Origin of the sequence: Bordetella genomosp. 11 (assembly GCF_002261215.1) — a bacterium.
Lineage (GTDB): Bacteria > Pseudomonadota > Gammaproteobacteria > Burkholderiales > Burkholderiaceae_B > Bordetella_C.
Genome location: NZ_NEVS01000004.1, coordinates 3,270,464 through 3,290,343, shown reverse-complemented (window position 1 = coordinate 3,290,343; position 19,880 = coordinate 3,270,464). Strand labels below are relative to the sequence as shown.

Here is a 19,880-nt window from a genome sequence, read left to right as displayed (position 1 = left end):
CGTCGTTCCTGTTATTGCGAAAGCGTGCCGGGTATGGCGTCCTGCGCGGGCAGGCCGAAGCCATCCTCCCAGATGGACGGCACGGGCGGCATAAGGCCGAAGGTGTTCACGATCAGGGCATGCGTGACGTAGCGGCCGACCAGCATGGCTACCGCCACGGCCTGGGCGGGCGGCAGCAGCGCGGCCAGGCGGTCGAACTCGGCCTGTGCCCGCAGGCCGCGCGTGGCGAGCGCGGCCATGACGTAGGCCTGTACCGCGCGCTCGGCTTCCGACATATGGCCGGCGAGGGCCGGCTCCAGCCGTTCGACCTGGCCTATCCATTCCCGCCCGAAACCCAGGCGCACGCATAGCCGTTCGTGCTGGTTGCGCTCGTAGGTGTTTTCCATCAGCGTGGCCGTCGTCAGGACGGCGGTTTCCGCCAATCTGTCGGGCAAGGCGTTCTTCAGCGCCTCGGTGAATTGCATGAAGGTCAACAGCACGTCGGGCGCATGGGCGCCGACCTGGAACAGTTCGCCCAGGTAGCCCAGCCGGCGCACGCGCGGCGCCAGGTAGTCGGCCAGGTCCGGCGGCATATCGTCGAGTTGCAGGCGGGGGATCGATGCGCTCATCGATGTGCTCGATAGGGTTGGATACAGCATGGCAAGGGCCGGCCGCGCCGGTGTGCGGCCGTGGACCGGCCCGGTAACGTCAATCGATGGTGATGTGGTATTCGTCCGCGAGCTTCTTCCATTTCACCAGCTCCTGGGCGATCTGCTGCTTCAATTGCGGGCCGTCCATATCCATGGGCACGAACAGGCGCTGGGCCAGGGCATCGCGGGTTTCCTTGCCGCGCGCCAGCGCCAGGATCTCGGTGCGCAGCTTGTCGACGATGGGTTGAGGCGTCTTGGCGGTGACGAAGAAGCCCAGCCACACGGCGAAGTCGTAATCCTGGAAACCCGGCATTTCGGCGATGGCCGGTACGTCGGGATGGAAGGGAACGCGATTGCGCGTCGCCACGGCAAGCAGGCGGATCTTGCCGCTCTTGAGCTGCGGATCGATGTTCGAGATGGCGTTGAACATCACGGGCACCTGTCCGCCCAGGCCGTCGGTAAGCGCCGGCGCGCAGCCCTTGTAGGGGACGTGGACCATGTCGATGCCGGCGCGATGCGCGAATTCGACACCCGCGAAATGCTGCGCGGTGCCGGTGCCGCAGGATGAAAAGCTGAGTGTGCCGGGATGCGCCTTGCCGTAGGCGATCAGCTCCTGCACGCTATGGACCGGCAGTTTGCTATTGACCGCCAGGGCCACGGGCGTTTCGGCGATCGCGGCGATGGGGGTCAGGTCCTTCAGCAAGTCGAAGTTCTGCTTGACGCCCAGTGCCGCGTTGACGGTCATGGTGTTGTTGCCGATCAGGATGACCTCGCCGGTGGGCGCGGATCGCACGACATATTCGCTGGCGATGTTGCCGGACGCGCCGGCCCGGTTTTCGACGATGAAGGTCTGCTTGAAGATCTCGCCCAGCTTGGGCGACAGCATGCGACCGATCACGTCCGTGCTGCCGCCGGGGGGAAAGGCGGATACCAGCGTGACGGGATGCTCGGGATAAGCGGCGTGGCAGGTGCCGGCCAGGGCCACCATCAAGGCCAGCGCGGCGCTCCAGCGGCCGGGCTTCGACGCGAGGGCGTGGCGGTTGAACATGCTTGTCTCCAGGGGTTATTGATTTTCTGATACTGCGCCGTCATCGTAGAATTCAAATCAATGTATGTATAGATTGATTTACAATCAATCAACTTCAACCGGCAGCCTCTGCCTTCTCGTACATACCGGAGCCGCCGCATGGCAAAAACCCGCAGCAAGGCTGCCGCATCCGGCCCCCAGGACCACGCGCCCGGCCAGGCCGGTACGCTGGTCGACGCCCGTACGGCAATCGAACGCCTGGGCATCAAGATGCAGACCCTCTACGCCTACGTCAGCCGTGGCTGGATACGCGTCGTTCCGGCCGTGGGCGGCAGGGGCAACCTGTACTACGTGGAAGACCTGGACGCCCTGGGCGCGCGCGGCCGGGGAAGATCGACGGCGGGCGCCAGCGGCGAACGCATGATCCGCTGGGGCGGCAACGCCGTGATGCAGACATCGATCACCGCCATCGGCCCGGATGGCCCGCGCTATCGGGGCAAGTCGGCGGCCGACCTGGTGCATGGCCATCGTTCGTTCGAGGAATGCACCGAGCTGTTGTGGAATGGGGTGCTGCCCGATGCGCCGGTCGTGTGGCAGCCGGCGCGTCCGGGAGCGGGCTTCCAGGCCCTGGCCGACGGTATTGCGCAGGTCGCGGCGCGCAATCACTCGCGCCGCCTGCTGTCGGTCGCGGTGGAGGCCTACGCGGCCAGCCTGGGCCGCAATCCCGAGCTGACGCTGGGCGCGCCGACGCTGGCGGCACGCCAGCTGACGCAGGCCATGGCGGCGGCGACGGGGTTGCTGGCCGCGAAACCCGCTTATGTGCTGAACGACGCGCCGCAGTCCATTGCCGCGGTGCTGGCGGACAAGCTGGGCATCAAGACGGCGCCCGCGCATCTGCGCATCTTGGATGCGGCGCTGATCCTCAGCGCCGATAACGAACTGGCGCCGGCCACCTTCGCGGCCCGCATCGCGGCCTCCGCCGGGGCCGATTTATTCTCTTGCGTGACCACGGCGCTGGGGGCATTCGAGGGCATGCTGACGGGCTTGGGATGCGAGCAGGCGGAGGCGGCCTTGGCGCAATCGAAGACGCCGGAGGCTTACCTGGACCATCTGAAGGGGTTGCTGGCGCGCAAAAGCCCGGTGCCGGGCTACGGGCATCCGCTCTATCCCGATGGCGATCCCCGTGCCACGCTGCTGCTGGAACTCGCGCGCGAGATCAACCCGGTGGCGGCGCGCGGCAAGACGGCGCTCCGCTGCGTGGATCGGGCGCAGGAGGAACTCGGATTGAGAGCCAACTTGCCCATGGCCCTGGCGGTCCTGTGCGCCGTGCTGGCGGCGCCGCCGGGCGCGCCCGGGGCGCTGATGTCCGTCGGCCGCGCGGCAGGGTGGGTGGCGCATGCGCTGGAGCAGCGATTGGCGGGATTTCTTGTGCGGCCGCGGGCCCGTTATATCGGGCCTTCGTGATCACGCCGCGCGGCGGGAAAGGGCGCCATGCCTCGCTTTTCCCGGATGAAGGCGGCGCGTCCGCAAGCCGCGCCCCATCCTAATCGCCACGGGTCAACGCCTTCGCCATCGCCGGCGCATATTCGCGTCCGACCCGTACATCCAGGACGGCGACCTTGCCGGCCCGCACCGCCGCAATCGCTTCAGCCAGGGCCTGTTCGAGTTCGTCCCGGGTGCGCACGGCTCCCCGGGCCCAGGCGCCCTGCGCGCGCGCCATGGCCGCGATATCGATTTCCGGGGTTTCAAGCCGCTGTCCGACCGATTTGTTCTCTACCGGTCGTCCCCGAACCACGGCGACTTTCTCCTGGTGGACTTCGTCATTGAAGAAGGACCGGTTGTTCGCCACCACCACCAGCAAGGGGATGTCATAGCGCACCGCTGTCCAGAACGCCGTAACCCCCATCAGGAAATCGCCGTCACCCAGCACGGCGACCGGCAGGCGGGGGCCGCCCTTCAGCGCCAACGCCGCGCCGACGGACATGCCCGGACCCGAGCCGACGCCGGCACCGCCGTCATAGCCCAGATAATCCAGCGGATGGGAAAACGGATGCGCATCGCCCGGCCAGCCCAGGTTGGTGCGGATCAGGCACGCGGGCGCATGGCGTTCCAGATGCCGGCTGATGGTCCTGGCGAATACCGTCATGGGAATACTGTCGTTCGCGCCGTCATTCGAAGCGGCATCGTCCGCACCGCCGGGATCGCCGGCGCCGTCGCGCGGCATGGTATGCGGTGCCGTCGACGTCGGCGGCGCCATGCGCGGACGGCCCAGCGCCCGCATCGCATCCAGGAGCTGCCCGCTGAACTCGTCCGGATCGCACATCAGATAGGTATCGGTTCCGGCCAGCCCTTGATGTTCGCCGCCATAGCCGTTGTGCAATGTCTGGTCCAGCGATACCTGGATGACGTGCGCCGGTACGGCATCGGCGCCCCATGCCGAGCGCAGCGTGCCGGCCAGGTCGACCCAATCCAGGCTGAGGATGACGTCCGCTTCGCGCAGTGCCGCCAGGCCGGCCTCGGCCATGAAGTAGCCCGGCGCCGCGCGATGCAGCGGATGGCATGTCGGAAAGGCCGCGCCTACCTTGAAGTCCGTCAGGACCGCGGCGCCGCAGTGCTCCGCCAGCGCCACGCGGCGGTGCCAGTCCCCTTCGTCGCGCGATACGCGCCCGGCCAGGATCAGCGGCCGCCGCGCTTCGTACAACCGGGCGGCGACGGTCTTCGCCGCGCGGTCGGATACGCCGGGGCGTACCGGCGCCTCGTAGCGCCGCAGCGGTGGCAAGGGCGGCGTGTCGGCGCAGGCGGCTTCCTGCAAGGCGCTGTCGAAGCACACGTATGTCGGGCCTTGCGGCAGCGTGGTCGCTATCTGGCGCGCCCGCAGCACCGCGTCGCGCGCCGCCTCCAGCGATGCCGGCTCGGCATCCCATTTGACGAAGGAGCGCACCAGCGCCCCTTGGTCCTTGGAGGTGTGCAGCCAATCGATCCAGGGACGCCGCCGCGCCGTATCGATGGGCCCGGTGGCGCCGAAGACCAGTACCGGCACGCGGTCGCAATAGGCGTCGAAGATGGCCATGGAGCCATGCATCAGGCCGACATTCGCATGCAGGATGGCGCCCATGGGGCGGCCGGCGGCTTTCGCGTAGCCGTGCGCGATGGCCACCGCGTGCTCCTCGTGCAGCACTGTCAGCATGCGCGGCGCGTCATCGCCCAGGTAATTCACCAGGCTGTCGTGCAGGCCACGGAAGCTGGCGCCCGGGTTCAGGGCGACGTATTCCAGGCCGATGTGGCGCATCAGGACGGCCAGGTAGTCGCTGCCCCAGCGTGGGGTGGCGTGATCGTTTTTCGTGGGCATGGGCGGTGCGGACCTCAGTCCAGGGTGACGTTGACGTTCTTGATCTGCGTGAATTCCAGCAGTTCTTCCTTGCACTCCTCGCGGCCGATGCCGGATAGCTTGTAGCCGCCGAAAGGCGCGCCGATGAAATGGCTGGACGATCCGTTGATCCATACATAGCCGGCCTGCACGCGTGCCGCCGCGCGATGCGCCGTGGCCAGGTCGCGGGTCCAGATGGACGCGGTAAGTCCGTATTCGACACCGTTGACCGCATCGAGCAGGGCATCTTCATCCGACCACTTGAACACCGATAGGACCGGGCCGAAGATTTCCTCGCGTGCCACGCGCATTGCCGGCGTCACATCGGCCAGGATGGTGGGCTCGACGAAATATCCGGCGCGCAGGGCCGGGTCGTCGCAGCGGCGCCCGCCATGCGCGACGCGGGCGCCTTCCGTGGTGGCCGAGGCGATATAGGACAGGGTTTTGTCCATCTGTTCGCGCGAGACCAGCGCGCCCATGGTCGTGCGCGTATCGGTGGGCAGGCCGGGGCGATGCAGCTCGGCGGTCAACGCGACGATGCGGTCCAGTATGCGGTCATGCACCGAATCGTGCAGGAAGAGGCGGCTAGTGGATCCGCACGATTGGCCGCACCAGGTGAAGTTCATGCCGCGCACGGCGCCCTGGGCGGCTTTTTCGGGGTCGGCGTCGGGATAGACCGCCATGGCATTCTTGCCGCCCAGTTCCAATAGGACCTTCTTCAGGCCGTCGGCCGCGGTGCGCATCACGGCCTTGCCGGCATTCACGCTGCCGATCAGCGCAACGGCCGCGACGCCCTCGTGCGCGGCCAGCGCGGCGCCGGTTTCGCGGTCGCCCGTCAGGCAATTCAGTACACCGGGAGGGAAGACCGGCCCGATCAATTCGAACAGGCGCAGGCTGGAAAGCGGGGCCTGCTCCGGCGGCTTGACGATCACCGGGTTGCCGGCGGCCAGTGGCGCGGCGATCTTGCCCGCGGCGAACATGAAGGGATGGTTGAACGGAATGATGCGCGCCACGACGCCCAGCGGCTCGCGCAGCGTGTAGTCCAGCGAGCCGTTCAAGGTGGGGATGGTTTCGCCTTTCAGTTCCAGTACCAGGCCGGCGAAGTACTCCAGCTGGGTCGCGGCGATCACGGCATCGTCGCGCATCTGCCGTACCGGATTGCCGCAATCGGCGGCATCGATCAGCGCCAGCTCCCATGCATGTTCGCGCACGATGGCGGCGGCGCGGCGCAGCAGTGCGCCTCGCTCCAGCGGCGAGGTGGCGCGCCAGCCTGCCGCCGCCGCGGCAGCCGCGCGGACCGCCGCGTCGACGTCCTCCGCTCCCGCGACCGCGTAGGAGCCCAGGTCCTCCTGCGTGGCGGGATTCACGCTGCGCGCCTGACGCCCGGACATGGCCTCGTGCCATCCACCGCCGTAGTACAGGCCGCGCCGCCCGGGCAGGGCGGCCGCCACGCGATTCGATAGGTCGGGGGAGTCTTCGATGGCGTTCATGGTTGGCGCTCGGCGGCTGGTGGATCGGAACCGGCGTTACATGCCGCCGTGCACGCAGCCTATCGCCGTGGATATATGTGGGTCAATCTTGATTTCAAATCAATGTTAGAGGTGCATGCCAACGCGTGGCGCGCGCCGGCGCGATGCCAAGGCCGCTCCGTATCCCTGGGAACAGGCACGCGATCGGACGATGGCTGGCACGCGCGGCCATGAAAAAAGCCTTCGAAGGCGATGCCTTCGAAGGCTTGGCGGGGATGCCCGGTGTGCGGCGCCGGCGATGCCGCTCGCCGGCCGCGCCGTGTCTTACGGCGCCGGATTGGGGTGCCGGCGATGTATCGCCTCGATGGCCGCGAGCACGCCTTCATCGAGCGTGATATCCACGCTTTCGATGTTTTCCTTGAGTTGCTCCAGCGTCGTCGCGCCGATCAGGTTGCTGGTGACGAAAGGCTGCTGGTTGATGAAGGCCAGCGCGAGCTGGGTGGGGGGCAGGCCATGCTGCCTGGCCAGGGCCACGTATTCGCTGGTTGCCGCTTCCGCCTGCGGGCTGTTGTAGCGCGTGAAGCGCGTGAACAGCGCCAGGCGCGAACCCTGCGGCCGCACGCCGTTTTCGTACTTGCCCGTCAGCATGCCCATGGCCAGCGGCGAATAGGCCAGCAGGCCGACATCGTCATGGTGGCTGAATTCGGACAGGCCCTGCTCATAGATCCGATTGAGCAGGTTGTAGGGGTTCTGGATGGACGCGATGCGCGGCAGGCCGTCGACCTCGGCGTGGCGGATGAATTGCGCCACACCCCATGGGGTCTCGTTGGACACGCCGATATGGCGCACCTTGCCTTGCTTGACGAAGTCCTGCAGCACCGACAGCGTTTCCGCGATCGGTACGGTGTGTTCGTCCTTGAACCAGGGGTAGGCGTGCTGGCCGAAGGTCATGGTGGTGCGGTCGGGCCAATGCAGCTGGTACAGGTCCAGGTAGTCCGTCTGCAGGCGCTTCAGGCTGGCATCGAGGGCCGCCGTCAGGTTCTTGCGGTCGTGGAAGGTCTTGCCTTCGCGGATATGTCCGGGGCGCTTGGGATCGCGCACCGGACCGGCGATCTTGCTGGCCAGCACGATATCGTGGCGGCGGCGTGTTTTGGCGATCCAGGTGCCGATATAGGCCTCGGTACGCCCCTGGGTTTCCGCCTTTGGCGGCACGGGATACATCTCGGCGGTATCGACCAGGTTGATGCCGCGCTCCAATGCGTAGTCCAGTTGCTGATGGGCATCGGCTTCGGAATTCTGCTCGCCGAAGGTCATGGTGCCCAGCCCGATCAGGCTGACATCGAGGTCGGTACGGCCGAGTTTGCGGTATTTCAAGGCATTCGCTCCGGATAGAAGATGGGGGAGCCCCCAGCGCCGCGATGTTACACCCGGGCCCGGCGGCGCGATGTCATGCTGCTTCGCGCCGTAGGGATTTAAGGCATCCGACAGAAGCGGGCGCGACGGGCGGGCCGGCGGCCATCGATATGCCGGTGACTATCAAGAGGCTCGCCATTGCCGCGCCGATCGCCTATCGTGCCATGGCAAGGGCGGATATCGCGCCGAACATCCAGATTATGGAAGCCTTGTCGAATTTCAAACTAATGTCAGGGACCGGCGCTACAGTCCGCCCCACCGCCGTTTTTGCATTGCAGAGGTTCGGATGAAAGGTAGATCCATCGCGGCAGGTGTGCTCGCGATCGTGGTGCTGGGAGGCGTCGCCGCCTGTTCGCTCGCATACCGCGGCGCCATCGATCCGATCGACCCGCCCGCGGCCGCGTCGTTCGACGCCGGCTCGATCGGGCGCGGGGCGCAATTGGCGGCAGTGGGCGACTGTATATCCTGTCACACGTCGGCCACGGGCAAGTCCTATGCGGGCGGGGCGCCGCTGGAGACGCCTTTCGGCACGCTTTACAGCACCAACATCACGCCTGATCCGGACACCGGCATCGGCCGCTGGTCGCTGGCGGCTTTCACGCGAGCGATGCGCGAGGGCGTGTCGCGCGACGGGCATCTGTTGTACCCGGCCTTTCCCTATCCGCACTTCACGCGGATGTCGGACGCGGACATCAAGGACCTGTACGCCTATATGATGACGCGCACGCCGGTCAAGGCGGTCGCCCATGACAACGATCTGGCCTTCCCGCTGGGCTTCCGGCCGCTGATCGCGGGATGGAACCTGCTGTACCTGCATCCGGGTCCGCAGACGGACGACGCCTCGCACAGCGCCGAATGGCTGCGCGGGCGTTACCTGGTCGAAGGGCCGGGACACTGCGCGGCCTGCCACACGCCCATGACGACGCTGGGCGCCGAGGACAGCGGCAAGCCATTCGCCGGCGGCAGCATCGAAGGCTGGGATGTGCCGCCCCTGAACGCGCTGGGCCACAAGCAGCCGCCCTGGACCGTCGACCAGTTGACGGCCTATCTGCGCACCGGCCTGGCCAGCCAGCACGGCGCGGCCGCCGGCCCGATGGAGCCGGTGACCCGCCAGCTCGGCCTGGTCGCCGAAAGCGATGTGCGCGCCATGGCGGTCTATCTGCTGTCGCTGGATGGCCAGACGGCCGCTGCCGCCCCGGCGGGCACGCCGCCGGCCGCATCGGCCACGCCGGCGGTCGTGCCGGCCCGGGCGACGAACCAGGCCGAAGTGCAACGCCTGCAACGCGGCAGCGCGCTGTTCGCGTCCACCTGCGCCGCCTGCCACGCGGCCTCCGCGCCCATGACATTGATCGGCGACCGCCCCTCGCTGGCCGCCAGCTCGGTCGTCAATGCCGACAGCCCGCGCAATGCCATCAATCTGGTCCTGCAGGGCATACCGCTGCGGGGCTCGGCCGCTTCCCACTACATGCCTTCCTTCGCGCACACCTTGAACGATCAGCAGGTCGCCGACATCCTGGCCTACACGCGCGTGCACATTGCGCAGCGCCCGGCCTGGGCCGACCTGGACGATACGGTGGCGAAGATCCGCAAGGAGAACACGTCCAAATGATTACCCTCAACGTCAATGGCGTTGCGCACGAGCTGGATATCGATCCGTCGATGCCCCTGCTGTATGCGCTGCGCAACCATCTTGAACTCAACGGCGCCAAGTTCGGCTGCGGCATGGGCCAGTGCGGCGCGTGCACGGTCATCGTCGGCGGCGAACCGGTGTTTTCCTGTCAGTTTCCGGCCTCGTCGGTCCAGGGCAGGCCGGTCCGCACCATCGAAGGCCTGGGCACCGCCGAACATCCCGGCCCGCTGCAAAAGGCCTTTATCGACAAGCAGGCGGCGCAATGCGGCTATTGCATCGCCGGCATGGTGATGCGCGCGCAGGCGCTGCTGGACCGCAACAGCTCGCCGACCGACGCGGAGATCCGCGCGCATATGCAGCCCAATCTGTGCCGCTGCGGTACGCATATGCGTATCCTCGCCGCCATCTCGCAGGCGGCGGAATCCATGCGCGCCGCCGGTACCTCCGGTGGCCAGGCCGCCGCTGCCGCGGGAGCCGCCAAATGAACGCGCCGCGCGATCTTCCCCACGATCCCACGCGCCGCCGTTTTCTGGCGGCCGGTGCCATCACGGTGGGCTTTTCACTGCTGCCGCATATGCCCGTCATGGCGCAGGAGGTGGCCCGCAAGGGCCCCAAGCTGCCGGGCAACCTGAACACGACACCCATGCTGGACGCTTGGATCCGGCTGGACGAGACGGGCAAGCTGACCGTCTTCACCGGCAAGGCCGAATTGGGTACCGGCGTGCGCACGGCGTTCATCCAGATCGCCGCGGAGGAGCTGGACGTCGCGCCGGAGGCGGTGCACCTGATCACCGCGGATACCGCGCGCACGCCCAACGAAGGCTACACCGCGGGCAGCCATTCCCTGGCCGACAGCGGCACTGCCATCCTGAACGCGGCGGCGCAGGTGCGCGGGCTGCTGGTGCAGGCGGCGGCGACGCGGCTGCAGGCCAGCGCCGACACGCTGACGGTCGCCAACGGCGTCATCCAGGCCACGGACGGGCGGCGCCTGACCTACGGCGAGGCCGTGTCCGGCCTGGACCTGCATCGCGCGGCGCAACCGGATTCGCCGCTGAAGGATCCCCGCACCCATACCGTGCTGGGCCAGTCGATGCCGCGCGTCGATATCCCGGGCAAGGTTACCGGCGGCGCCAGCTACGTGCAGGACATGCGCCTGCCCGGCATGGTGCACGCGCGGGTGGTGCGGCAACCCTCCTACGGCGCGCGCCTGCTCAAGGCCGATATCGACGGGGTGCAAGCCATGCCCGGCGTCGTCAAGGTGGTGCGCGACGGCAATTACCTGGCCGTGGTCGCCCAGGACGAGTGGCAGGCGATTGTCGCCATGCGCGCGCTGGCGCAGTCCGCGCAATGGGAAGAGACCTACGTCCTGCCGGACGAGGCCGGCATCCACGATTACCTGAAGACGCTGCCGTCCCGCGAAATCGATGTCGCCGACCAGAAGGGGCCCGCCGCCCCGGCGGCCCAGACCTTGAAAGCACGCTTCTCCAAGCCTTACCTGACGCACGGATCCATCGGACCGTCCTGCGCGGTGGCGCAGTACGACAACGATTCGATGACGGTGTGGACGCATACGCAAGGGGTCTTTCCGCTGCGCAAGGGCCTGGCCGAGATGCTGTCGCTGCCGCAGGAAAAAGTACGCTGCGTGCACGTCGAAGGTTCGGGCTGCTACGGTCATAACGGCGCCGACGACGTGGCGGCCGATGCGGCGCTGATTGCCCGCGCGGTGCCCGGGCGCCCGGTGCGCGTGCAGTGGATGCGGGATCAGGAGCACACCTGGGAGCCGGCCGGTCCGGCCATGGTGACGGAAGTGCAGGCATCGCTGGATGCCAAGGGCAATATCGTCGACTGGCAGTACGAGATCTGGAGCAATGGCCACAACCAGCGCATCGACAATGCCGGCCGCATGATCCCGACGTGGGCCCTGGCCAAGCCCTTCACGCCGGCGCCGCCGGTGCCGATCCCCATGCCCGAAGGGGGCGGCGACCGCAACAGTATCCCGCTGTACGCCTTCCCCAACACCAAGGTGCTGCACCACTTCATTCCCGAGATGCCCCTGCGCGTATCGGCGATGCGGTCGCTGGGCGCCTATATGAATATCTTCGCCATCGAAAGCTTCATGGATGAACTCGCCACGGCGGCCAAGGCCGACCCGGTCGAGTTCCGCCTGCGACATTTGAAGGACCCTCGCGCCCGCGACGTGGTCCAGCTGGCGGCGCAACGCTTCGGCTGGGATCCCAAACGCAAGCGCGAACCGGGGCGCGGCTTCGGCTTTTCCTTCGCCATGTACAAGAACCTGATGGCCTACCTGGCCATCGGCATGGAGTTGACGGTGGACCGCGACTCGGGCGAGGTGCGCATCCATCGCGCCGTCGCCGCCATCGACACCGGGCAGATCGTCAACCCGGATGGCGTGCGCAACCAGGTGGAGGGCGGCATCATCCAGTCCACCAGCTGGACGCTGTACGAACAGCTGCATTTCGACAAGAGGCGTGTCACGACGTTCGACTGGAGCACCTATCCGATCCTGCGCTTCTCCAATGTGCCCGAGCATATCGAAGTGCATCTGATCGACCGTCCCGGCACGCCCTTCCTGGGCGCGGGCGAGGCGTCCCAGGGGCCGGCATCGGCCTGCGTGGCGAACGCGATCGCGGACGCCACGGGCTTGCGACTGCGCGATACGCCGCTGGCTCCGGGCGCGCGCGTGCGGAACCTGCCCGCGGCTTGAGCTCGCGAGCGGTATCGCGGCGCTTCGGGCCGTATGCCGCGGCCGGCGGGCGCGGCAGGTCGCCGCCGGCGCGGCTCCTGCCGCTTACTTCTTCGCCTTGCTGAAGTCCCCGGCCACCGCCGTGCTGAAGTCTTCCGGCTTCAGGTACTTGCGCAGGACGTCGTTGACCGCCGCCGGGGTCAGGGCGGCGATCTGCTTGTCCATGTCGGCCGACCAGGCGAAGGTGCGGCCACGGCGGATGTAGTCGATCCAGGTGCTGGCCAGCACGTCGTCCTGGGCGCGCGCCAGGCGCCGGTAGTTCAGCAGCGAGGCGATGCCGTCGCGGATTTCCGCTTCGGTGAAACCGTCCTTGCGGGCGCGCGCCAGTTCTTCCGTGATGGCCTGTTCCAGGCGCTGGCGGTTTTCCGGCGCGTAGATCGCGTAGACCGTCCAGCTGGCGCGCGGTTCGTAGGACGATACCGACAGGCTGCTGCGTACGTTGTACGACAAACCGTCTTTTTCCCGGACGCGGTTCCACAGCCGCGAGGTTTCCGAAGTGCCCAGCAGGTAGTTCGCCATGTAAAGGGCGGCGAAATCCGCCGACGTGTCCTGCAAGGGCAGGGGCAGGCGGCTGGCGTAAAAGGCGTTCGCCTTGTCGGGCGTGGGGATGTCGAAGGTCTGCGCCGGGATCGCGCGGTAGGGTTCGGGGACCCGGGTATACGGCGCGCCGCGCTTCCAGCCCGCCAGGCCTTTCTTCAGCGTGGCCTCGGCGGCCTCGGCATCGAAGTCGCCGACCGCGGAAAACGCGATGGTGCCGGCGCCGTAGAAGCGGCTGTGGAAGCGGGCCAGCACGTCATGCGACAGGGCGCGGACGCTGGCCAGGGATTCTTCGAAGGTCGGCACGTAGCGGATATCGTCCTTGGGCCACGGGTTGTCCTCGCGCGCCAGCGCGCGCAGCGCCAGGGCGGAGGGTTCGTTCATGGCATTCTGGATGGCGGTGACGGCCTGGGCCTTGTATTCGTCCACCTGTGCCTGCGGGAAATTGGCGTTGCGCAGGATGTCCAGCACCGCGGCCACGACGGCGGGCAGATTGTCGCGCGTGGTCGAAATCGACACCGACAGATTGGTGCCGGATCCGCTGAAGTTGACGTCCGCCTTCAACTGGTCGAAGCGGTCCTGGATGGCCTGGCGCGACAGCTTGGAGGTGCCGCGATCCAGCATGTCGGCCACTGCATCGGACACGGCGCGCTGGCCTTTCAGGGTGTCGACATTGCCGAATTGCAGCAGCAGCCTGGCCCGCACGCGGTGCCCGCGCGTGGGCTTGGGCAGCAGCGCGACGTCGACCTTGCCATTGGGCAGGGACAGGGTGCGCCGGATCGTCTGCTTGTCGATATTGGCGGGTGCCGGATCGAAGGCAGCGGCCTGGGTGTAGCCGGGATCCCCCTTGTAGTTCTTCAGCGTGTCGCTCAGGTCTACCCGCGTGTTGGCCGGCGCGCGCAGGGGTTTGGCGGTCGGGATATAGCGGCCCGCGGTGCGATTGCTGGCTACGAGATATTCCGTGGCCACGCGCTGCACGTCAGCCAGCTTGGCGTCGCGGATGCGGTCGCGCTGCAGGAAGAACAGGCGCCAGTCGCCGCTGGCGATGGCTTCGGACAGGGCGACCCCGATTTTCTGCGGATCGCTATAGGTCTGCTCCCAGTCGCGCAGCCATTTGCTGCGCGCGCGATCCAGTTCTTCCTGGGTGAAGGGCGTACGTGCCACGGATTCCAGGGCGCCGGTCAGCGCTTTCAGCGAGGCGTCCTGGTTCATGCCCGGCTCCAGCTGGGCGCCGAACAGCGCCACGCCGGGGTCGCGCTGTTCCATGGTGAAACCGAAGACGTCCGACGCCAGCTTGCGCTGCACCAGGTCGCGGTACAGCCGTCCGGAAGGCGTATCCGAAAGCATGGTCGTTGCCAGGTCCAGCGGCGCGAAATCCGGGCTGCCGGCGGCGGGGATGTGGTACATGGCAGCGACCAGCGGCGTGCCGCCGGCGCGGCGCAGCGTGACTTCGCGTTCGCCGTCCTGCACCGGCTCGACCGTGTATTCGCGGGGCAGGGTGCGGGTCGGCTTGGGCAGCTTGCCCAGCGTCTTGCTGATCGTGTCCAGGGTGTCCTGGGGATTGAACTTGCCGGCGACGATCAGCACGGCGTTATCCGGCTGGTAGTACTCGCGGTAGAACGCCTGCAACTGCGCGATGTCGACGTTTTCGACGTCCGACCGCGCGCCTATGGTGTCCTTGCCGTAGTTGTGCCACTGGTAGGCCGTCGCTTCCATTTTCTGCATGAGGATACGGAAGGGGCTGTTTTCGCCGCTTTCCATCTCGTTGCGCACGACGGTCATTTCCGAGTCCAGGTCTTCGCGCGAGATCAGCGAATTGACCATGGCGTCGGCCTGCCAGCCCAGGTACCAGTCCAGGGTCTCGGGGTTGGCGGCGAAGCTGGCGAAGTAGTTGGTGCGGTCGCCCGATGTGGACCCATTGGCGGCCAGCCCGCGGCGCGAGAATTCGCCCATCGCGTTGCGGGTGGTGGGTGTACCCTTGAACATCATGTGCTCGAGCAGGTGCGCCATGCCGGTCTGGCCGTAGTTCTCGTTGCGCGATCCCACCAGATACGTCATGTTGACGGTGGTGGTCGGCTTGGAGTCGTCCGGGGCCAGCAGCACGCGCAGCCCGTTGCTCAGGCGGAATTCCGTGATGCCCTCCACCGAGGCGACTTCCGTCGTGCCCTCCGGCAGCGTTGCAGCGCCGGCCTGGAACGCCAGGAAGGACGAGAAAATCAATGTCTTCAGATGGCGCGACAATGCGGGGGTGGATATGGGCATGGACCGGTTTCCCTGCAGATGAATGAATTTGTTGGAGTGTATACGGCGCGATAGGTTCCGGCCCGCCCGGGCGGGTTCCGTGGCGGATTTCACGTCGGCCGGGCGCGGGCCGGTTTGGGGCCGGCATACTGCCAAGGTATATTCCTACCCGCGCGCGGGTACGCATCACGCAGCGCACAACGAGGACTGAATTCGAGATGAAGCTTTTCCAGAAAATCCTTTTCCTGCTGGCCGCCTGGAGCCTGTGCGCCGCCGCCGCCGCGCGCTCGCCCGTGGTCGTCGATACCTTTCCCCCGGCCAAGGGCGCGAAAACGCCGCAATACACGGTGGACGCGGACGCGCGCCGGCTGGACAGCAAACAACTGGGCATGGCGCTGGCGGCCGTGGCGAAGGACAAGAAGCGCGGGCCCGCCACGCCGGTCGCGGTGCTGGTGGATCCGGCGCTCAGCCTGAACGACATCGACGCCCTGGCGCGCGCGGTACGCCTGTCGGGCATGAAGAACGCGCGCTATTTCGTCTACCAGCACGAGCGGGCCATGGTCGTGGAATTCGTCCCGGGCAATCCGGACAACGCCTTCCCGCGCTCGCGGCTGGATTCGGAAGTGATGGCCGCGCCCAAATAATCCAATCCGGTGCCGATGACTACGCCATGATCCTGGTCGATTGCAGCCACGAGCGCCATGCCGGCGCCATCCTGGAAATTTTCAACGACGCCATCCTGACGTCGACGGCCCTGTACGAATACCAGCCGCGTACCGCGGCAACGATGCAGGCGTGGTTCGAAACCAAGCGCAAGGGCGGTTTTCCGGTGATCGGCATGGAAAACGACGAGGGCGCGTTGATGGGCTTTGCCAGCTATGGCACCTTTCGCGCCTTTCCCGCCTTCAAGTACACCGTGGAACATTCCGTCTACGTGAACCGGGACTATCGCGGCCGCGGCCTGGGCGAGGCCTTGATGCGCGCCCTGGTCGAACGGGCCCGCTCGCAGCAGTTGCACGTGATGGTCGGGGCGGTCGATTCGTCCAATCAGGCCAGTTGCGCGCTGCACGAAAAACTGGGCTTCGTGCATGCCGGTACCGTGCGGCAGGCGGGATTCAAGTTCGGCCGCTGGCTGGACGTGGCGTTTTACCAGTTAATGCTGGACACGCCGAACCATCCGGTGGACGGCTAGCCGAGGCTTGCGGTGGACGGCGGGCTTCGCCCGCGGGACGGCGCCGGACATGCCGCGCCCGCCGCTTATTTGGACAGCAGATGCATGGCCTGCTCCAGTCCCGCCACGGTGACCGGATACATGCGGTCGTGCATGATTTCCCGCAGGATCGCAATGGATTGGCGATAGGGCCAGGAGGCGGTCGGCTCGGGATTCAGCCAGGCGGCCTTGGGCCAGGCGTCCAGCAGGCGCTGCATCCATACCGCGCCCGCTTCCTTGTTCATGTGCTCCACGGAACCCCCGGGCTGCAGGATTTCGTAGGGGCTCATGGTGGCATCGCCCACGATGATCAGGCGCCAGTCGGCGTTGTACTTGCGCAGGATGTCCCAGGTATCGAAGCCGTCGCTCTGGCGGCGCCGGTTGCTTTGCCACAACCGCTCGTAGGGGCAGTTGTGGAAGTAATAGACGTCCAGATGCCGGAATTCGCTGCGTGCCGCGGAGAACAGTTCCTCGACGCGGGCGATATGGTCGTCCATGCTGCCACCGACGTCCAGCAGCATCAGTACCTTCACGGCATTGCGCCGCTCCGGCACCAGGCGCAGGTCCAGATGGCCGGCGTTGCGCGCCGTGCTGGCGATGGTGTCGTCCAGGTCCAGCTCCAGGTCCGCGCCCTGCCTGGCGAAGCGGCGCAGCCGCCGCAACGCCACCTTGAAATTGCGGGTGCCGAGCTCCAGCGTGTCGTCGTAGTCGCGGAATTGGCGCATGTCCCACACCTTGACGGCGCTGCGGTTGCCGGCGGAATCGCCGCCCACGCGCATGCCTTCGGGGTGGTAGCCGCCATTGCCGAACGGCGAGGTGCCGCCGGTGCCTATCCACTTGCTGCCGCCGGCATGGCGTTCGGTCTGTTCCTGCAGCCGTTCCTTGAACAGCTGCATCAGCTTGTCCCATCCGTGGGTTTGGATGGCGGCTTTTTCTTCCGGCGTCAGCGTGCGCTCGAACTGCTTGATAAGCCAGTCCAGGGGTATCTGCTTGTCCGGGGGCAGGGTGGCCGCGACGCCGCGGTAATAGGCGGCGAAAGCCTGGTCGTAGCGATCGAACAGGGTTTCGTCCTTGACCAGCGCCATGCGCGACAAGTGGTAGAACTCGTCCAGCGTGGGCGGCATCAGGGGCTGGCGCAGCGCTTCCAGCAGGGTCAGGTATTCCTGCACCGACACGGGAAGCCGGTGCGCGCGCAGGTGATAGAAGAAGTCGATCAGCATGGCGGTACCCGAGGCCCGGCGGTGCCGCGCTACCGGCGCTGGCCCGAGCGGGTCATCGCGGCCAGGCGTTCCAGCAGGTGCATGTCCTGCTCGTTCTTCAGCAGCGCGCCCGCCATCAAGGGCACCGCGGTGGCGGCGTGGGCTTCGATCTGTCCGGCCGGGATGTCGCCGGCCAGCAGCAGGTGCAGCCAGTCCAGCAGTTCCGACGTCGACGGCTTTTTCTTCAGGCCCGGCGCGTCGCGCAAGGCAAAAAAGGTGTCCAGCGCGGCGCGCAGGACGTCCGCCCGCAGCTGCGGGAAATGCACGCCGACGATGTCGCGCATGGTGTCGCGGTCCGGGAAGCGGATGTAATGGAAGAAGCAGCGGCGCAGGAAGGCGTCCGGCAGGTCTTTTTCGTTATTCGACGTGATGATGACCAGGGGGCGGTGACGGGCCGCGATCGTCTGGCGGGTTTCGTACACATGGAATTCCATGCGGTCGAGCTCGCGCAGCAGATCGTTGGGGAATTCGATGTCGGCCTTGTCGATCTCGTCGATCAGCAGCACGACGGGCTCCGGCGCCTCGAACGCCTGCCACAGCACGCCTTGTACGATGTAGTTGCGGATGTCGCGGACTTTTTCGTCGCCCAGCTGCGAGTCGCGCAGGCGCGACACCGCATCGTATTCGTACAGGCCCTGGTGTGCCTTGGTGGTGGATTTGATATGCCACTGCAGCAGCGGCCGGCCCAGGGCCCTGGCCACTTCTTCCGCGAGCATGGTCTTGCCCGTGCCCGGTTCCCCCTTGATCAACAGCGGCCGCTGCAATGTCAGGGCGGCGTTCACCGCCAGTTTCAGGTCTTCGGTCGCGACGTAGCGGTCCGTGCCTTCGAAGCGCGGCGTGGCCGGGGAGGAAGCTGCGGGCATGAAGATAAGGCCTCGTGTTGTCCGGTAGGGGGCAATGGCGGGCCGACCCCGCCATTGGCAATGGAGTAATTATCGTACAATCGACCGGTTTGCGGCCCGGGGGAGGCCGGTCCGCGGGCAGTTCAGCAAGGCAGTTCCAGAAGTTCCAGCAACCAAAGTCGCCATATCAAGAGCCAATTCATGAAGTTGCGAACCCCTGTATTGCGTACGGCTTGCCTGCTTGCCGTCTGGATTTCCTGTGCGGGCGCCGGCGTGGCGCACGCCGCGGATGCCGCCAAGGGCGGCAACGCCCAGGCCGGTCGGGACAAAGTCTCGATGTGCATCGGCTGTCACGGCATCGCCGACTACAAGACCGCATTTCCCGAGGTCTATCGCGTACCGATGATCGCCGGGCAGAATGCCAAATACATAGAAAACGCGCTCAACGCATACAAGAAGGGCGAGCGCAGCCATCCCACCATGGATGCCGTCGCGGGCAGCCTGTCCGATCAGGACATCGCCGATATCGCCGCGTATTACGCCAATCTCAAATGACGGGGGCATCCATGAAACGCACGATCCTCACCCTCGCCGGGGTGCTTCTTGGCCTGTCCGCATCGGCATCGCACGGCGAAGACCTGGCCGCCGGCAAGGCGGTATTTGAAAAATTCAACTGCGCGTCCTGCCATGGCGCGGACGCCAAGTCGCCGACGGATCCGCAGTATCCGATCCTGGCCGGCCAGCACGAAGACTATCTCGCGCATGCGCTGAAGGCCTACCGGCGCGGGCAGTCCGGCGCGCCGGCCACGGCGAATATCCGCAAGAATCCCATCATGGGCGCGTTCGCCGTGCAGCTCAGCGATGCCGATATCGGCAACGTGGCGGCATGGTTGTCCAGCCTGCCCAGCGATCTGGGTACCCGCAAGTAAAGATGCGCCGGCGGTGGGGCGGTGGGCATGCCCGCCGCCATCCGCGACGCGCTCCGTTGCGCCGATGGCTCGCGCCACGCGTTTCAGCGTTCCGCGCGTTGCCGGATCAGGTCGATATACGTGTCGGTGTCCATCGGCGTGCCCAGCCGCTGGGCTTCCCAGACGACCTGGCCCAGGCATTCCATGATTTCATGTACCGCCTGGTGCGCGTCGCCCCGCGCGGCCAGCCGCTGGTAGGCGGCCCGGATTCCGGGGGGGTGGTCGATGGACAATTGTTCGGCGATCGCCAGGTGCATGGAAAGGTGCAGGAACGGATTCGTGCGGCCTTTTTCGACGGGGTACTCGGCGGTCATCGCGTCCGGGCTTTCGAGATCGCCGTGGTATTCGGGATGCTGCACCATCCAGTCCACCGCCATGGATTCCAGCGGGGTCTGGACCTCCGCCGCCTTGTGCTTGCGCCAGGCTTCGATGAAAAATTCGCGGACTTGGTCGCGTGACGGATTGAACATGGCGGTACCGGAACAGCAGCGGGAAACGGGGCGAGCGCCCCGCGATGGCCCATT

17 protein-coding genes are annotated in these 19,880 nt (G+C 66.7%); 8 read left to right on the top strand and 9 right to left on the bottom strand.

The annotated features are described in order from the left end of the window. Window positions 1–11 precede the first annotated feature (11 nt). Window positions 12–608, bottom strand: coding sequence for a hypothetical protein (locus CAL28_RS22420; protein ID WP_094843390.1), 597 nt, complete (start codon window positions 606–608; stop codon window positions 12–14). Window positions 609–687: 79 nt separating this feature from the next. Next, on the bottom strand, window positions 688–1,677 hold the full coding sequence (locus tag CAL28_RS22415) for a Bug family tripartite tricarboxylate transporter substrate binding protein (protein WP_094843389.1): 990 nt from the start codon (window positions 1,675–1,677) through the stop codon (window positions 688–690). Between the two features lie 138 nt (window positions 1,678–1,815). On the opposite strand from CAL28_RS22415, the gene CAL28_RS22410 reads away from it, so the two are divergent. Further along, window positions 1,816–3,120, top strand: a complete 1,305-nt coding sequence (locus CAL28_RS22410; protein WP_094843388.1) for a citrate/2-methylcitrate synthase — start codon at window positions 1,816–1,818, stop codon at window positions 3,118–3,120. Between the two features lie 79 nt (window positions 3,121–3,199). Here CAL28_RS22410 and CAL28_RS22405 read toward each other — a convergent pair whose 3' ends face one another. The 3 genes from CAL28_RS22405 to CAL28_RS22395 all read right to left on the bottom strand — a co-directional run bounded on the left by CAL28_RS22405 (window position 3,200) and on the right by CAL28_RS22395 (window position 7,866). Beyond that, the gene (locus tag CAL28_RS22405; protein WP_094843387.1) at window positions 3,200–5,005 is read right to left on the bottom strand and encodes a thiamine pyrophosphate-binding protein; all 1,806 of its coding nucleotides are present in this window, start codon (window positions 5,003–5,005) and stop codon (window positions 3,200–3,202) included. Between the two features lie 14 nt (window positions 5,006–5,019). Next, window positions 5,020–6,513 carry an aldehyde dehydrogenase family protein gene (locus CAL28_RS22400; protein WP_094843386.1) on the bottom strand — a complete coding sequence of 498 codons (1,494 nt, stop codon included), beginning with the start codon at window positions 6,511–6,513 and terminating at the stop codon, window positions 5,020–5,022. Between the two features lie 303 nt (window positions 6,514–6,816). After that, on the bottom strand, window positions 6,817–7,866 hold the full coding sequence (locus CAL28_RS22395; protein WP_094843385.1) for an NADP(H)-dependent aldo-keto reductase: 1,050 nt from the start codon (window positions 7,864–7,866) through the stop codon (window positions 6,817–6,819). Window positions 7,867–8,191: 325 nt separating this feature from the next. Between CAL28_RS22395 and CAL28_RS22385 the strand changes: the two genes are divergently transcribed. From CAL28_RS22385 to CAL28_RS22375, 3 genes are read left to right on the top strand one after another with little or no spacing between them, the layout of a single operon-like run. Continuing rightward, entirely contained in the window at window positions 8,192–9,514 is a 1,323-nt protein-coding gene (locus tag CAL28_RS22385; RefSeq protein WP_094843383.1) for a cytochrome c, read from the top strand. Further along, window positions 9,511–10,020: a (2Fe-2S)-binding protein gene (locus CAL28_RS22380; RefSeq protein WP_094843382.1), complete on the top strand. Its 510-nt coding sequence runs from the start codon at window positions 9,511–9,513 to the stop codon at window positions 10,018–10,020. The genes CAL28_RS22385 and CAL28_RS22380 overlap by 4 nt, the downstream gene beginning before the upstream one ends. Further along, window positions 10,017–12,260 (top strand): xanthine dehydrogenase family protein molybdopterin-binding subunit, encoded by a 2,244-nt coding sequence (locus CAL28_RS22375; RefSeq protein ID WP_094843381.1) that lies wholly within the window; start codon window positions 10,017–10,019, stop codon window positions 12,258–12,260. The genes CAL28_RS22380 and CAL28_RS22375 overlap by 4 nt, the downstream gene beginning before the upstream one ends. An 84-nt stretch (window positions 12,261–12,344) precedes the next feature. On the opposite strand, the gene CAL28_RS22370 is transcribed toward CAL28_RS22375, so the two are convergent. After that, complete coding sequence (locus CAL28_RS22370; protein ID WP_094844792.1) at window positions 12,345–15,092, bottom strand: M16 family metallopeptidase; 2,748 nt, start codon at window positions 15,090–15,092, stop codon at window positions 12,345–12,347. 203 nt (window positions 15,093–15,295) lie between these two features. On the opposite strand from CAL28_RS22370, the gene CAL28_RS22365 reads away from it, so the two are divergent. Together CAL28_RS22365 and CAL28_RS22360 are read left to right on the top strand one after the other, a co-directional pair. Continuing rightward, window positions 15,296–15,721, top strand: a complete 426-nt coding sequence (locus tag CAL28_RS22365; protein WP_094843380.1) for a hypothetical protein — start codon at window positions 15,296–15,298, stop codon at window positions 15,719–15,721. Window positions 15,722–15,747: 26 nt separating this feature from the next. Then, the gene (locus CAL28_RS22360; RefSeq protein ID WP_094843379.1) at window positions 15,748–16,269 is read left to right on the top strand and encodes a GNAT family N-acetyltransferase; all 522 of its coding nucleotides are present in this window, start codon (window positions 15,748–15,750) and stop codon (window positions 16,267–16,269) included. Window positions 16,270–16,334: 65 nt separating this feature from the next. Here CAL28_RS22360 and CAL28_RS22355 read toward each other — a convergent pair whose 3' ends face one another. Both CAL28_RS22355 and CAL28_RS22350 read right to left on the bottom strand, forming a co-directional pair. After that, window positions 16,335–17,507 carry a vWA domain-containing protein gene (locus CAL28_RS22355; protein ID WP_094843378.1) on the bottom strand — a complete coding sequence of 391 codons (1,173 nt, stop codon included), beginning with the start codon at window positions 17,505–17,507 and terminating at the stop codon, window positions 16,335–16,337. Between the two features lie 29 nt (window positions 17,508–17,536). Next, window positions 17,537–18,409 (bottom strand): AAA family ATPase, encoded by an 873-nt coding sequence (locus tag CAL28_RS22350; RefSeq protein ID WP_094843377.1) that lies wholly within the window; start codon window positions 18,407–18,409, stop codon window positions 17,537–17,539. Window positions 18,410–18,589: 180 nt separating this feature from the next. On the opposite strand from CAL28_RS22350, the gene CAL28_RS22345 reads away from it, so the two are divergent. Next, window positions 18,590–18,943, top strand: a complete 354-nt coding sequence (locus tag CAL28_RS22345) for a c-type cytochrome (RefSeq protein WP_094843376.1) — start codon at window positions 18,590–18,592, stop codon at window positions 18,941–18,943. Between the two features lie 11 nt (window positions 18,944–18,954). Continuing rightward, window positions 18,955–19,317, top strand: a complete 363-nt coding sequence (locus tag CAL28_RS22340) for a c-type cytochrome (protein WP_176464069.1) — start codon at window positions 18,955–18,957, stop codon at window positions 19,315–19,317. 83 nt (window positions 19,318–19,400) lie between these two features. On the opposite strand, the gene CAL28_RS22335 is transcribed toward CAL28_RS22340, so the two are convergent. After that, window positions 19,401–19,826 (bottom strand): DUF1841 family protein, encoded by a 426-nt coding sequence (locus CAL28_RS22335; protein WP_094843375.1) that lies wholly within the window; start codon window positions 19,824–19,826, stop codon window positions 19,401–19,403. Window positions 19,827–19,880: the final 54 nt, after the last annotated feature.